The sequence below is a fragment of the Herbiconiux oxytropis genome, from assembly GCF_024979315.1.
Classification (GTDB): domain Bacteria; phylum Actinomycetota; class Actinomycetes; order Actinomycetales; family Microbacteriaceae; genus Herbiconiux; species Herbiconiux oxytropis.
This window is the reverse complement of record NZ_JANLCK010000001.1, coordinates 231,120-246,045: the sequence shown is the minus strand read 5'-3', so window position 1 is coordinate 246,045 and position 14,926 is coordinate 231,120. Positions and strand designations below refer to the sequence as shown.

Sequence of the window (14,926 nt, the reverse complement as noted above, 5' to 3'; positions counted from 1 at the left end):
GGCTCGGGTCGTGCTGATGGCACTGTCAGGGGCGGTCGGTATCCTGGCCGCATGGCAGAGACGACCCCTGCCGACTCGCTGATCGACGACGGGCTGCTGGCCCGCATCCGCTCGCGGGCGGCCCTCCACGATCGCGAGAACACCTTCCCGCACGACGACCTGCGCGAGCTCGCCGAGGTCGGCTACCTGCGCATGTTCGCGCCCGTCGACGACGGCGGGCTGGGTTTCGGCCTCGAGCGCGTGGCGCGGGAGCAGACGCGCCTCGCCACCGCGGCGCCCGCCACCGCGCTCGCCATCAACATGCACTTGGTCTGGACGGGTGTGGCCAAGGTGCTCCTCGACCGAGGCGACGACTCGCTCCGCGGCGTGCTGCAGGATGCGGTGGCCGGCGAGGTCTACGCCTTCGGCAACAGCGAGGCGGGCAACGACCTCGTGCTGTTCGACTCGCGCACGGCCGCCGTCCCCGGCCCCGACGGCTCGTACGCCTTCACCGGCCGCAAGATCTTCACGTCGCTCTCGCCGGTCTGGACGAGGCTCGGCGTCTTCGGGCGCGACGACAGCGACCCGTCGAATCCGCTGCTCGTGCACGCGTTCCTCGACCGTGAGACCGCGGGCGTCACCACGCTCGACGACTGGGACACGCTCGCCATGCGCGCCTCGCAGAGCCGCACCACGGTGCTCGAGGGGGCCGTAGCGCCGGCGTCGCGGGTGTTCCGCAGGCTCGCGCCGGGGCCGAATCCCGATCCGCTGATCTTCGCCATCTTCTCGAACTTCGAGATCCTCGTGGCCGCCGTCTACACGGGGCTCGCGCAGCGGGCGCTCGAGCTCGCCGTCGAGGCCGCCCACCGGCGCACCTCGATGAAGAACGGCGGGCGGCCCTACGCGCACGACCCCGACATCCGCTGGAAGGTGGCCGAGGCCGGGATCGCGCACGACGGCATCCCGCCGCAGATCGCGGCGCTCGCGGCCGACGTCGACGGGCTCGTGGCGCACGGGGCGGCGTGGTTCCCCAAGCTCGTGGGGCTCAAGGTGCGCGCCACCGAGACCGCGCGGGTGGTCGTCGACCAGGCGCTGCGGGTGTCCGGCGGCTCAGCGATCGCCTCCTCGAGCGAGCTCGGGCGGCTCTACCGCGACGTCGTAGCGGGCCTGTTCCACCCCTCCGACGGCGAGTCGGCGCACTCGACGGTGGCCACCGCACTGCTGGGGCCGATCCCCGAGTGAACGGGCGGGCGCGGGTTCTCGCGGCCGGACTCGTCGTGCTCGTCACGGCCGGTCTCGGCGGCTGCAGCGCGGGCGCGGCAGCCTCTGCTGTTCCCGCTTCCCCGGGCGGCCCGGGCTCCAGCTCGTCGTCGCAGCCCTCCCCGTCCACCGCGACAGCCACGCCCTCGCCTACGCCGTCCGCCGCGATGCGGCACCGGGCGGAGTTCCCCGTGGTCACGCGGGAGCAGCAGAACCGCCTCTACGCCGAGGTCCGGCTCGCGGGCATGACGCTCGAGCAGAAGATCGCGTCGCTGTTCATGGTGCACGTGGGTGGTCCCGATCCGGCCGCCACGCGCGCCTACCTCGAGGCGAACGGCATCGCGGGCGTGCTGCTGCTCGGCGACAACGTGCCGGGCGGCACCGATCAGACGGCGGCCTACACCGAGGCGCTCCGCTCGGGCACTCCCGGCAGCGGCGGTTCGGTGGGGCTCGGCACCCTCGTGGCGATCGACGAGGAGGGCGGCATCGTGGCCCGGCTGCAGGCCGACACCTACCCTTCAGCCGAGACCCTCAAGACCGAGCCGGTGGCCGCGACGACCGACGCGTTCCGTCAGCGCGCGGCGCTCCTGGACGCCACGGGCATGAGCGTCAACTTCGGCGTGGTCGCCGACGTCACAGGCGACCCCTCGTCGTTCATCTACGAGCGGGCGCTCGGCACCGACGCCCGGTCGGCGAGCGAGCGCGTGGCGGCGGCGGTCGAGGCCGAGCAGGGCGCGGTGTTCAGCACGCTCAAGCACTTTCCGGGGCACGGCGCCGCGGCGGGCGACTCGCACAGTTCGGTGCCGACGACCGATCTGCCGCTCGACACCTGGCGGAGCGAAGATGCGCCGCCCTTCGCCGCCGGCATCGGCGCGGGCGCCGAGCTCGTGATGTTCGGGCACCTCGTCTACTCCTCGGTCGACGCGGCGCCGGCGTCGCTGTCGCGGCCGTGGCACGACATCCTGCGCGACGAGCTCGGCTTCGAGGGCGTCGCCGTGACCGACGACCTGCTCATGCTCGAGGCCTCGGGCGTGCCGGCCTACGCCGACCGCACGGCCAACGCGATCGCCGCGATCGGCGCCGGCAACGACATCCTGCTCTACAACACGACCGTCGACGTGCCGCAGCTCGTGGCCTCGATCGCCTGGGCGGTCCGCTCGGGTCAGCTCTCGGCCGAGACCGTCGACGAGGCCGCCCTCCGCACCCTCGAGCTGCGGCGCGAGCTGTGGCTCGAGCAGAACCCGCACGCCGCGGGCTAGCCCTGCGTCACACCGGCCGCCATCCGCGCCCCATGCCGTGGCCGCCGGCCGCGGGTCACACCGCAGGCGGGGTCTGCGGGCTCTGCGGGGGCTGCGGGGTCTGCGGCGTGTGCGGCGGCTGCTCCTGCGACGGGCCGGACTGCTGGGGTGGCGTCGAGGCGGCGTGCGGGGCCTGCGGCTGAGGAGTCGCACCAGCACCCTCGGCGCCGGCGACACCTGCCGCACCAGCCGGAGCGGCCGAACCACGGGCGGCGTCACTCCCGGCCCCGCTCTGCACGGTGCGGGCGTTGGCCGAACGGCGCGAACCGCGGCGCGTGAGAGCGACGATCAGCACCACCACCGCCGCGATCACCGCGAACGGGAGCAGCCACGGGATGAGCACGCCGATCACGACGACGAGGCCCGAGAGCGCTGCGGTGAGAGAGGCCCACCCGGCCGCGAGGCCGCTCCAGAAGTCGCCTGGAACGCTCGAGGGGATGGCGCCCTCCTCCTGCAGGTCGAGGGTGATGGTGGAGTACGAGATCTGGTCCGAGAGGTACTGCTTCTGCGACTTCAGGCTGTCGAGCTGCCCCTGCCGGTCGCTGATGGCGGTCTCGAGCTCCACGAGATCGGCCGTCGTGGCGGCGCTGTCGACGAGGGCGAGCAGCCGATCGACGGATGCCTGCAGTGCTTTGATCTGAGCGTCGAGATCCCGCACCTGCAGCGTGACATCGCTCGCGTCGAGCGAGACGGAGTCGACGGTCCCGAGCTCGCGCAGGCCCGCGATGGCCTCGTCGAGCTCGTCGGCGGGGATGCGCACCGTGAGCTGGGCGCTCGCCCGGCTGTCGTCGCTGCCCACCTGCTGCGAGCGGGAGTCGACCCGGCCCTCGAACGAGTCGACCAGTGCGATCGCCTCGTCGGTCGCGGCGATGGCGTCGTCGACCGTGATGCTGATCCAGCCGGTGGTGATGATGCTCTGGTCGGCCCGGGCCTCTGATTCGGTCGATCCCTCTGCGAGGGTGCCGCTGTCGCCGCCCTCGGCGCTCTGCGGCCCGAGATCGGGGGAGGACTGGTCGATGGCGGGGCCGCTCGAGGACGAGCCCTGGGATGCCGAGCACCCCGCGAGCAGGACGACGGCGAGGACGGCTGCGGAAGCGAGGATCGTTCGTTTCATGCCGCCACACTAGGGACGCCAGCCTGGGACGCGGCTGGGATGCGGTCGATGGTTATCCGGTCGTTACCCGCGAGCGGGCGGGACGAGGTCAGCCTAGAGTCGGAGGCATGGACCATCGCACCCTCGGCCGCACCGGCCGCACCATCTCCTTCGTCGGACTCGGCACCTGGCAGCTCGGCGCCGACTGGGGAGACGTCGACGAGGATGCCGCACTCGACGTGCTCCGCGCATCCGCCGACGCCGGGGTCACCTTCTTCGACACCGCCGACGTCTACGGCGACGGCCGCAGCGAGCAGGTGATCGGCCGCTTCCTCGCCGAGAACCCCGGATCGGGCATCACGGTCGCCACCAAGATGGGGCGGCGCGGGCCGCAGGAGCCGGGGGAGTTCACGCTGTCGAACTTCCGCGCCTGGACCGACCGCTCGCGCAAGAACCTCGGCGTCGACACCCTCGACCTCGTGCAGCTGCACTGCCCGCCCACGCCGGTCTTCTCGAGCGACGAGGTCTACGACGCCCTCGACATCCTCGTGGCCGACGGCGCCATCGCGGCCTACGGCGTGAGCGTCGAGACGTGCGACGAGGCGCTCACCGCCATCGCGCGACCCGGCACCGCCACCGTGCAGATCATCCTCAACGCGTTCCGGCTCAAGCCGCTCGACGAGGTGCTGCCGGCCGCGCGCGAGGCCGGGGTCGGCATCATCGCGCGGGTGCCGCTCGCGTCGGGGCTGCTGAGCGGCCGCTACACCACCGACACGACCTTCTCGCCGGACGACCATCGCAACTACAACCGCGACGGCAGCGCTTTCGACGTGGGGGAGACCTTCTCCGGCGTCGACTACGAGGCCGGCGTCGCCGCTGCCCAGGAGTTCGCGGCGCAGCTGCCCGAGGGCGTCACGCCCGCCGCGGCGGCGATCGCCTGGGTGGTCGCGCAGCCCGGTGTCTCGACCGTCATCCCGGGCGCGCGCAACCGCGCCCAGGCGGAGTCGAACGCGGCGGCGGGCTCGCTCGAGCTGCCCGCGGGCCTCGACGCCGCGGTCCGCGACCTCTACGACCGCACCTTCCGCGCCGCCATCCACCCCCGCTGGTAGCCTGCTGCCGCCGGTTCACCGACGTGACACGAGATATGCCCACTACGGCCGACTTGACACATCTTGTGCCAAGTCGACGCGTTTAGGCGCGACTTCTGTCAAGTCGAGGGCGGTCCTGGGGCACCGAGCTCGGGCTGTGGCCATCGAGAAACGGTGACTTGACACTAGATGCCCGAATACGCGCCGACTTGGCACATCTTGTGTCAAGTCGGCTGTTGCGGGCGGGCTCCGGTCGCGGGCGGCGGCTAGTTGCGGTCGTCGGGGTCGACGCCCGTGCGCTCGCCCGTCTCGAGGGTGGCGATGACCGCCAGGTCGTGGGCGTCGAGGGTGAAGTCGAAGACGTCGATGTTCTCGCGGATGCGCGAGGGGGTGACCGACTTCGGGATGACCGCGTTGCCGAGCTGCAGGTGCCAGCGGATGACGACCTGGGCGGGCGACTTCCCGTGCTTCCGGGCGACCACCTCGAGAGCGTCGCCACCGTGGGAGGCGTCGAATACGTGCCCGCGAGCGAGCGGCGACCATGCCTGCGTGACGATCCCGTGCTCGGCGTCGAACTCACGGAGCGCCGACTGCGGCAGCCACGGGTGCAGCTCGACCTGGTTCACCGACGGCACCTCGCCGGTCTCGTCGATCAGCCGCGTGACGTGCTTCGGGTGGAAGTTCGCGACCCCGATCGACCGCGCCCGTCCCTCCTCGCGCAGCCGCACGAGAGCCCGCCACGTCTCCACGTAGAGGTCGTTCGCCGGGGCCGGCCAGTGGATCAGGTACAGGTCGACGTAGTCGGTGCCGAGCCGCTCGAGACTCTCGTCGAACGACCGCAGGGTGGAGTCGAAGCCGTTGTCGGTGAACCAGACCTTCGTGGCCAGGGTCACCTCCTCGCGAGGGAGGCCGCTGCGCCGCAGACCCTCGCCGACGCCACTCTCGTTGAGGTACATCGCAGCTGTGTCGACGAGGCGATAGCCGTGCTGCAGGGCGAACGAGACGGTCTCGGCCGACTCGTCATCGGTCGTCTTGTAGACGCCCAGCCCGAGCTGGGGGAGGGTGCGGGAGTCGTTCAGGGTGAGCAGGGGCGAGAGGGCGTCGGCCATCCGTCCATTATCCCGCCGGCCGCTATCCGCGAGTCGTCAGCGCCAGTCGTCAGCCGACGACGGTGACCGGCTCGGTGTCGGGCAGCGGGCTCGCATCGCGGCCGCGGAGGTCCGGGTGGAACCTCTTGCCGAACAGCGGCACGAGGAACCCGAAGAACGCGAGCCCCGCCGCCACGAGGAACGCTCCGCTGGGCCCGATGCCGTCGATGAGGAAGCCCGCGAGCGCCGACCCCACGGCCGCACCGATGAGCTGCCCGGTGCCCACCCAGCCGTAGGCCTCGGCGGTGTCACTGAAGCGCACGCTCGCCGAGACGATCGAGAACATGACCGCGAGGGCGGGCGCGATGCCCACGCCGGCGATGAACAGCACGATCGAGAGCCACCAGATGTTGAGCGACGCGGCGGCCACGGCGGTGCCGACGAACACGATCGCCATGCGCCGGGCGAGGGCCCAGGGCCCGATCGGCCGGTGCCCGAGCGAGAGGCCGCCGACGAGGGAGCCCACGGCGAAGATCGCGAGCACGATCCCGGCCTCGGCGCCGCCCTCGCCGAAGGCGGACACGACGCCCGCCTCGATGGCCGCGCAGGTGGCGACGAGGAGGAACCCCACGATCGTCGACAGCAGCACCGGCGGCTTCTTGAGCACCGCGCCGAGCTTGCGCTTCGAGCGCGGGATGCGCACCCGGCCGAGCTCGGGGCTCGTGAGGAACCAGATGCCGCCCCCCACGAGGAACGCGACGGCGAGCAGGATGCCCCACACGGTGCCGATCTGCACCGAGACGAAGGTCGTGATGACGGGCCCGAGCACCCAGATGATCTCCTGCGCCGAGGCGTCGAGCGAGAACAGCGGGGTGAGCTGCTTGGAATTGACCATCTTGGGGTAGATGGTGCGGACGGCGGGCTGGATGGGTGGCATCGTGAGTCCGGCCACGAACGCCACCGCCATGTCGGCGGCGATGCCGAGCGGCACGAGCGCGATCACCGAGATGGCGCTGGCGCAGATGATCATGGTGATGAGGATGACCGGGCGCATGCCCCAGACGCCCATCAGCCGGCTGGTGAGCGGCCCGGCGATCGCCTGCCCGATGCTGAGGGCGGCGAGCACGAGCCCTGCCACACCGTACGACTCGTAGGTGTGCTCGATGTGCAGCAGGAACGCCAGCGACAGCATCCCGAACGGGAACCTCGCGGTCAACTGAGCAGCGATGATGCGAGCTACCCCGCGGGTTTTCAGAAGTTCGGTGTAGCTGCTCACTGAGGTATTTTAGCGGCGGCGCCGAGACTCAACCAGCCAGCAGCTTCGTGAGCCGCTGCAGCGACGCCGGCTCCGCCGTGCCGAGGGGCTGGGCGAAGAGGCTCACGCGGAGCTCCTCCAGGAGCCAGCGGGCGCGCACGAGCGCGTCGGAGGAGTGCGGGGCGAGGGGGAGGCGGCCGCCGGCGTCGGTGTAGCGGGCCGTGGCGGTCTGCACCTCGGTCATCCACGCGCGGTCCCGCGCCGGGTTGTCGGGCAGCTTGTCGAGGCGGTAGACGATGGCCGCGAGGTACCGCGGCAGGTGCTCGAGCCGGGCGAGCCCCGTCTCGCTGATGAAGCGGGGGCGCACGAGCGCGGCGAGCTGCTCCCGGGCGTCGCTCACGGCGGGCAGGAGCGCCATGCTCGACGTCTTCTTCAATGCCCGTTCCACGTCGCGGGCGGCGGTCAGGATGCGCACGACCGTCGCGATCGTGTGGTCCAGCAGCGGCAGCACGGCCTTCGACAGGCGGTCGCGCACGGCCTCGAACTCCGCCGCCGTCCAGACGAGGCCATCCGGATGCAGCGCGAAGAGCGCCTCGTCGGCGCAGGCGGCCATGGCGTCGTCGAAGAGCGCGTTGACGTTCTGGTACGGGCTCGTGGCGAGCAGGAGCTTCTCGTTCTGGGTGAGGTGCTCCCGCACATAGGATGCCGGGCTCGGCACCGCGAGCAGGAGCAGCCGCCGCGCACCCGTTGGCGTCGTCTCGGCCTGCTCCGCCGCCGTCGCCATGAGGCGCACCGACACAGCCGTCTTCTCGTCGACGAGCGCTGGATAGGCCCGGATGACGCCGCCGTGCTGCTCGGTGTCGACGAAGCGCGGCAGCTCACCCAGGTCCCAGGTGGTGATGCCCGAGCGCTCGGCGAAACCGCCCGAGCGACGAGCGCCCGCCGTAGCGATGCGCGATGCGACCGCAGGACCGGTGGGGGCCGGCCCGGATGACCCGGCCTTCCCGCGCGCGGCCCCGGATCCCGCAGACCCGCCGGACCCGGCCGATCCAGACCCCGCAGCTCCGCCCGCCTCGCCGCGCGACGCGCGCGCGATGCTCGCCCTGGCCGCATCCGCGAGCGACGCCTTCAGTGCCGCGAGATCCTTTCCGGCTCCCACGGTCGCCCCGCGCTCGTCGATCACCCGGAACGTCACCCGCAGGTGCTCAGGCAGCTTCTCCCGGTCGAAGTCGTCGCGCGTCACCGGCACGTGCGAGAGCTGCTTCATGAGCCCCGCGAGCGCGCCCAGGAAGTCGTCGCCGTAGTCGTCGCCGAGCGCGTCGACGAGCCGCTCCGCCCAGTCGGTCGCCGGCACGAAGTTCACCCGCAGCCGCTTCGGCAGCGAGCGGATGAGAGCCGTCGTGAGCTCTCGGCGGAACCCCGGCACCTGCGACTCGAACGCCCGCTCCTCGAGTCGCGGGAGCAGCGCGAGCGGCACGGTGGCCGTCACGCCGTCGTCGTCCGACCCCGGCTCGAAGCGGTAGCGCAGCGCCAGCCGCTGGTCGCCCTGCTGCCACTGCGCGGGGAACTCGGTCTCGTCGACCTCCGGCGCGCCCTCGGGCAGCAGCGTCTCGAGGGTCATCGTGAGGAGGTCGGGGTCGTCGTGCCTCGCCTTCTTCCACCACCCCTCGAAGCTCCGCTGCGAGACGACGTCGCGCGGGATGCGGGCCTGGTAGAACTCGAACACTGCCTCGTCGTCGAGCAGGATGTCGCGGCGTCGCGACCGCTCCTCGAGCTGCTCGAGGTCGCGACGGAACTCCCGGTTCGTCCGGTCGAAGGCCTGCTGCGACTCCCACTCGCCTTCCACCAGCGCGTGCCGGATGAACAGCTCGCGCGCGTACTCGGGATCGATCCGCGCGAACTGCACCCTCCGCCGCGCCACGAGCGGCACCCCGAACAGCGTCACCCGCTCGTAGGCCACCGCCGCACCCTGCTTCTTCTCCCAGTGCGGCTCGGAGTAGCTGCGCTTCAGCAGGTCGCCCGCGAGCGGCTCGGCCCAGGTGGGGTCGATCGCGGCGTTCATGCGCGCGAACAGACGGCTCGTCTCCACGAGCTCAGCGCTCATCACGGCCGCGGGCTGCTTCTTGGCGAGGGCAGACCCCGGGAAGATCATGAACCGCGTCTGCCGGGCGCCCACGTAGTCGCGCTTGACCTGGTCGCGGAGCCCGATCTGCGAGAGCAGGCCGGAGAGGATCGACTTGTGGATGCCATCCGGATTCACCGCGGGCTCGCCGATTGTGAGCCCGAGGGGTTTCGCGAGCTGGCGCAGCTGACGGTAGACGTCCTGCCACTCGCGGATGCGCAGATAGTTGAGGAACTCAGCTTTGCAGAGCCGTCGGAATGCGCTCGACGAGAGCTCGCGCTGCTTCTCCTCCAGGTAGTTCCAGAGGTTCAACAGGGTGAGGAAGTCGCTCGACTGGTCGGCGAACCGCGCGTGCAGCTCGTCGGCGCGACCGCGCTTCTCGAGCGGTCGCTCGCGCGGATCCTGGATCGTGAGGCCCGCCACGATCGCGAGCACCTCACGGCTCGTCCCGGTGCGCTTGGACTCGACCACCATGCGCGCGAACCGGGGCTCGATCGGCAGGCGGGCGAGGTCGCGGCCCACGGCGGTCAGCCGGGGCAGCGCATCCTTCGACTCGGGGGTGCGCAGGGCGTTCAGCTCGGTGAGGAGGTCGACGCCGTCCTTGATGCCGCGCGAATCGGGCGGCTGCAGGAACGGGAACGCGGCGACGTCGCCGAGCCCGAGCGAGATCATCTGCAGGATGACGGCCGCGAGGTTGGTGCGCAGGATCTCGGGATCGGTGAACTCGGGGCGCCGCGTGTAGTCCTCCTCGGAGTACAGGCGGATGGCGATGCCGTCGCTCGTGCGGCCCGACCGGCCGGAACGCTGGTTGGCGCTCGCCTGCGAGATCGGCTCGATCGGCAGCCGCTGCACCTTCGACCGCACCGAGTACCGGCTGATGCGCGCCGTGCCGGAGTCGATCACATACTTGATGCCGGGCACCGTGAGGCTCGTCTCGGCCACGTTGGTGGCGAGGATGACACGACGCCGGATGCCAGGAGTCGCCGACCGTTGGAAGACCCGGTGCTGGTCGGCGGCACTCAGCCGGCCGTAGAGCGGCAGCACTTCCACGCCGTTGCCCGTCGACGCGCTGCGAGACGCGTACTTGCCGCGCAGGGCGTCCTCGGCATCCCGGATCTCGTTCTCGCCCGAGAGGAACACGAGCACGTCGCCCGGAGCCTCCCGCTCGAGCTCGTCGAGCGCCTCGCCGATGCCTCCGAAGAGGTCCTTGGGCTCGCGCTCGCCGGAGCCGGAGCCGGAGCCCGAGCCCGCGCCTGCTCGAGGTCTGCCGGCCGGACGGGCGTCGACGTCCTCGTCGCCGTCGTCGCCCTCCGCATCCGGAGCCAAGGGGCGGTACCGGATCTCGACCGGGAACGTGCGCCCCGAGACCTCCACGATCGGCGCGGGAGTCCCATCGGCCGCGGCGAAGTGCCGGGCGAAGCTCTCGGGGTCGATCGTGGCGCTCGTGATGATGAGCTTGAGGTCGGGGCGTTTCGGCAGCAGCTGCTTGAGGTAGCCGAGCAGGAAGTCGATGTTGAGGCTGCGCTCGTGCGCCTCGTCGATGATGATCGTGTCGTACCGGCTGAGCATCCGGTCGTGGTTCATCTCGTTGAGCAGGATGCCGTCGGTCATCAGCTTGATGCGGGTGGCGGCGCTCGCGCGGTCGGTGAACCGCACCTGGTAGCCGACGAGTCCGCCGACCTCCTGCCCGAGCTCCTCGGCGATGCGTTCGGCGATCGTGCGGGCGGCGAGCCGGCGGGGCTGGGTGTGCCCGATGTTCTCGCGGCCGAGCTCGAGGCAGATCTTCGGCAGCTGCGTGGTCTTGCCCGAACCGGTGGCGCCGGCCACGATCACGACCTGGTGGTCGCGGATGGCGTCGGCGATGTCGTCCTTCCTCTGGCTGACGGGCAGCTCGGGAGGGAAGACGATGCGCAGCGGGGAGGTCTCGGACATGAGCCCTCCATCGTACGACGATCACCGCACCCCGGGGGTGCGCCGAGGGACAAGGGGGTCAGGCGGGGAGTGGGCAGGAGAGCGTGAAGGCTGCGAGCTCGGCGGCCATGGGGGCCGGCTCCCAGGAGTGCATGGCGCCGGCGACCTCCTTCTCGACCGCCTGGGGCATGGCGCCCACGACGAGCGAGGCGGCCGTGCGCATCACGGGGAAGGTCTCGGTGCCGTACATCGTGAGCACCGGCACACGGATGCGCGCGAGGTCGCCCTGCGCGAGCGCCCGGGTGGCCCAGACGAGCGACTGGCCGTCGGCACGGAGGGTGCGGGCCGACTGCACGATGGCCGGCCAGGCGGGGGACCCGCTGGCCTGGGCCAGGAACTCCGGCGGCATGTCCCGCATGTACTGGCGCTGGGCGGCCTCGAGGTCTCCGGCGTCGAGCAGGCGCTCGAACTCGGCGATCCAGGCGGCCGTGTCGTCGGCGTCGTCGGTGAGCGGGAACTCCCACAGCGCGAGCCCGTTCACGGGCAGTCCCGCCGCCGCGGCCGCCACCGCCAGGGAGCAGCCGGAGGAGTGGCCGCAGAGCACGGCCGGGGTGTTCGCGTTCCCGGTGGCGGCCTCGATGGCGGCGCGGATGGCGGCGAGCTCGCGGTCGAGATCGAGCACGCCGTCCGCCTCGCTCTCGCCCCGGCCGAGGCGGTCGAACACGAGAGTGGTGAGCCCTTCGCGGGCGGCGAGCTCGGCGGTCTCCGTGGTGATGGGGTCGCCCGCGCGGAACGGTCCGGCACCGGCGATGAACACGAGAGCCGGTCCCTCTCCGTAGCGGTCGAAGGCGAGGCGGTCGCCGCGGGCGGTGGTGGTGAACTCGGTCATGCCACCGAATGTAGCGGCGCCCTCCGACGACGTCGAGGGCGGGCGCAGGGCCGAGGGCGGGCGTAAAGTCGGCGGGGTGACGACGAGTGAGACCACCCGCACCTTCGGCGAGGCCTGGGCGAGCTGGCAGACCGCGCGACTGCGCGCCGCGACGGCGCCCTACGGCCTCGCCTCCCTCGTGGCGACGAACTGGCTCTCGCGCTCGCCGCAACCACTCGAAGGGCTGCCCGGCACGTGGCGGCTCGACGGCGGCGTGATCGTGGGCGAGGGGCTCTCGGGAGTCGACGACGTCCGCCTCGCCGAGGGCGGCGAGCTCGAGCTCGGACGACTGCTCCTCCGGCACCACCGGCGCGACGACGACGTGGCGCTGCGGGTGCTCGATCCCGACGCGCCGTCCCGTGCCGCCGTGGCCGGCATCGACGCCTTCCCACCCGACCCCGCCTGGGTGCTGACCGGCCGATTCGAACCGGCCGCCGACGGATCGAGCGTCGACATCCACGAGATCGACGGCTACGTCGAGAGCTACGCGCTCGCCGGCACCGTGCACCTGCGGATCGGCGGCGAGGAGGTCGCGCTGCTCGCGACCGGCGCCCGATCCGGGATGCAGGTGGTCTTCAGCGACACCACGAGCGGCGGCGAGACCTACCGCTTCCGCTTCTTGCGCCTGCGCGCCGACGTCAGCAATGGCCACGATGGCGGCGACAGCGGCGCCCCGCAGCCCATCGAGGTCGACTTCAACCGCGCCTATCTGCCGCCGTGCGCCTTCGCCGACTTCTACCTCTGCCCCATGCCCGCCCCGCAGAACCGCCTCCGTGTGGCGGTGCGCGCCGGTGAGAAGACCGTCGACCGCCCGCCGAAGGAGCGCGCCCGATGACCAACCGCCTCGCCGACGCCGTCAGCCCCTACCTCCGCTCGCACGCCTCGAACCCCGTCGACTGGTTCCCGTGGGGCGAGGAGGCGTTCGCCGAGGCCCGCCGCCGCAACGTTCCCCTGCTCGTCTCGATCGGCTACTCCACCTGCCACTGGTGCCACGTGATGGCGCGCGAGAGCTTCGCCGATCCGGTGCTCGCCGGGCGCCTCAACGCGCGGTTCGTGGCGATCAAGGTCGACCGGGAGGAGCATCCGGAGGTCGACTCGGTCTACCTCACCGCCGCCGGGGCGTTCACCCCCAACCTCGGCTGGCCGCTCAACGTCTTCGTGACACCGGATGGCCGGCCCTTCTACGCGGGGACGTACTGGCCGCCGGTCCCGGTCGATGGGCATCCGGCGTTCTCGCAGGTGCTCGATGCCGTCGACGAGGCGTGGACGGCGCGGCACGAGGAGGTCGTCGACACCGCCGAGCGGCTCGCGGCGGCGATCGCGGGGGCCGTGGGGCCGGGGGCCGCCGCTCGAGCCGGGGGAACCGACCCGCTGCCGGACATCGCGAACATCTCCACGGCGATCGACGGCCTGCTCGCCCGCGAGGACCGGGAGCACGGCGGCTTCGGCGACGCGCCCAAGTTCCCCATGGCCCCCGTGCTCGGCCTGCTGCTCGAGACCCCGGGCGAGTCCACCGGGGAACGCTTCGGGGCCGCCCGCGCCGTCGCGCACCGAGCCCTCACCGCCATGGCGCGCTCCGAACTCCGTGACCAGGTGGAGGGCGGCTTCTTCCGCTACGGCACCCGCCGCGACTGGAGCGAGCCACACTACGAGCGGATGCTCTACGACAACGCCCTGCTCCTGGATGCCTACACGACGGCGTGGGCGCAGACCGGCGACGAGCTCCTCCGCGAGACGGCAGAGGGCATCGCCCGCTACCTCGTGCACGGGCTGCAGCTGCCCTCGGGCGGTTTCGCGTCGGCGCAGGACTCGGAGAGCACGGTCGACGGCGCGCGCACCGAGGGCGGCTACTACCGCCTCGACGCCGCCGCCCGGGCCGGGCAGACCCCGCCCGCGCTCGACGAGAAGGTGCTCGCCGGCTGGAACGGCCTCGCCATCGGGGCCCTCGCCCACGCCTCCTTCGCCCTCGACCACCCCGAGTGGATGCTCGCGGCCCAGCACGCCGCCGACCATCTCCTCGCCCTGCACGTCGTCTCGGCCGACGACGGCACGATCCGGTTGGTGCGGGCCTCGATCGCCGGCCGCCTCTCGTCGGCGGCCTCCACCCCCGAGGACTACGGCCTGCTCGCCGAGGGCCTCCTGCGGCTCGCGGCCGTGACGGGCTCGGCGCGCTACGCCGAGGCGGGGCGGATGCTCGTGCGGGCGCTCGTCGACTCCGGCTTCCGGGCCCCGGGTGGCGGCGATCCGGTGCTCGCGGCCCAGGGCCTCCTCGTGGAGCTCGACCCCTCCGAGGGCGCCTACCCCTCGGCCACGAGCGCCACCGCCTCGGCGCTGCTGCTGCTGCACGGGCTCACGGGGGAGTCCCACTACCGCGAGGCCGCCCGCGAACTCCTCGCCCCGCTCGGGCCCCAGGCCCTTGCGCAGCCGATCTCGTTCGGCCGCACGCTCCAGCTCATCTCCTCGTTCGGGCAACCCGAAGAGCAGCTCGTCCTCCTCGAACCGGATCCCGTCGCCGCCGTCGACCCCGGACCCGCCGATCCTGACGGCCCGGCCGATGCCGCCGCAGCCGCAGACCCCGCCGCGCTCGAGCTCAGAGCCGCGGTCCGCCGCCGCACGGGCGCGCTCGTCGCCGTCGCCACCGACTCCGAGGCGCGCCTGCTCGCCGACGCCGGCTTCTCCCTCTTCGCCGATCGCTCCACCCGCGACGCCCGCCCCACCGCCTACCTCTGCCACGACTTCGTCTGCCGCCTCCCCACCACCACGGCCGGCGGCCTCGGCAGCTGAGCCGACTGTGCCGACCGTGCACGGGCACTGATCAGGCTCCTCTGGCAGAATGGACGCAAGGCCGCAGAGCGGCCTCCGGACGAGGGCGCAGTACCCGGAGAGCGACAAGACTGACCACTT

At 72.1% G+C, this 14,926-nt stretch carries 10 protein-coding genes and 1 riboswitch; of the genes, 5 read left to right on the top strand and 5 right to left on the bottom strand.

The window, feature by feature from the left end:
• Positions 1 to 51: 51 nt before the first annotated feature.
• On the top strand, positions 52 to 1,221 hold the full coding sequence (locus N1028_RS01170) for an acyl-CoA dehydrogenase family protein (RefSeq protein WP_259524918.1): 1,170 nt from the start codon (positions 52 to 54) through the stop codon (positions 1,219 to 1,221).
• Positions 1,218 to 2,498, top strand: coding sequence for a glycoside hydrolase family 3 N-terminal domain-containing protein (locus tag N1028_RS01165; protein WP_259524917.1), 1,281 nt, complete (start codon positions 1,218 to 1,220; stop codon positions 2,496 to 2,498). The genes N1028_RS01170 and N1028_RS01165 overlap by 4 nt, the downstream gene beginning before the upstream one ends.
• A 55-nt stretch (positions 2,499 to 2,553) precedes the next feature.
• Here the strand turns inward: N1028_RS01165 and N1028_RS01160 are convergent, their stop codons facing one another.
• Positions 2,554 to 3,651, bottom strand: coding sequence for a DUF4349 domain-containing protein (locus N1028_RS01160; protein WP_259524916.1), 1,098 nt, complete (start codon positions 3,649 to 3,651; stop codon positions 2,554 to 2,556).
• A gap of 107 nt (positions 3,652 to 3,758) precedes the next feature.
• Here N1028_RS01160 and N1028_RS01155 point away from each other — a divergent pair, with 107 nt between their 5' ends.
• The gene (locus tag N1028_RS01155) at positions 3,759 to 4,739 is read left to right on the top strand and encodes an aldo/keto reductase (protein ID WP_259524915.1); all 981 of its coding nucleotides are present in this window, start codon (positions 3,759 to 3,761) and stop codon (positions 4,737 to 4,739) included.
• 245 nt (positions 4,740 to 4,984) lie between these two features.
• On the opposite strand, the gene N1028_RS01150 is transcribed toward N1028_RS01155, so the two are convergent.
• From N1028_RS01150 to N1028_RS01135, 4 genes are read right to left on the bottom strand one after another with little or no spacing between them, the layout of a single operon-like run.
• Positions 4,985 to 5,827, bottom strand: a complete 843-nt coding sequence (locus N1028_RS01150) for an aldo/keto reductase (protein ID WP_259524914.1) — start codon at positions 5,825 to 5,827, stop codon at positions 4,985 to 4,987.
• 49 nt (positions 5,828 to 5,876) lie between these two features.
• Positions 5,877 to 7,082: an MFS transporter gene (locus N1028_RS01145; RefSeq protein ID WP_259524913.1), complete on the bottom strand. Its 1,206-nt coding sequence runs from the start codon at positions 7,080 to 7,082 to the stop codon at positions 5,877 to 5,879.
• Positions 7,083 to 7,110: 28 nt separating this feature from the next.
• The gene (gene hrpA, locus N1028_RS01140; protein WP_259524912.1) at positions 7,111 to 11,115 is read right to left on the bottom strand and encodes an ATP-dependent RNA helicase HrpA; all 4,005 of its coding nucleotides are present in this window, start codon (positions 11,113 to 11,115) and stop codon (positions 7,111 to 7,113) included.
• 58 nt (positions 11,116 to 11,173) lie between these two features.
• Positions 11,174 to 11,983 carry an alpha/beta fold hydrolase gene (locus N1028_RS01135; RefSeq protein ID WP_259524911.1) on the bottom strand — a complete coding sequence of 270 codons (810 nt, stop codon included), beginning with the start codon at positions 11,981 to 11,983 and terminating at the stop codon, positions 11,174 to 11,176.
• On the opposite strand from N1028_RS01135, the gene N1028_RS01130 reads away from it, so the two are divergent.
• Positions 11,982 to 12,857: a DUF1684 domain-containing protein gene (locus N1028_RS01130; RefSeq protein WP_259524910.1), complete on the top strand. Its 876-nt coding sequence runs from the start codon at positions 11,982 to 11,984 to the stop codon at positions 12,855 to 12,857. The genes N1028_RS01135 and N1028_RS01130 overlap by 2 nt on opposite strands.
• Positions 12,854 to 14,806, top strand: a complete 1,953-nt coding sequence (locus N1028_RS01125; protein WP_259524909.1) for a thioredoxin domain-containing protein — start codon at positions 12,854 to 12,856, stop codon at positions 14,804 to 14,806. The genes N1028_RS01130 and N1028_RS01125 overlap by 4 nt, the downstream gene beginning before the upstream one ends.
• 55 nt (positions 14,807 to 14,861) lie before the next feature.
• Positions 14,862 to 14,925, top strand: a riboswitch (guanidine-III (ykkC-III) riboswitch).
• The last annotated feature ends 1 nt before the right edge of the window (position 14,926 follow it).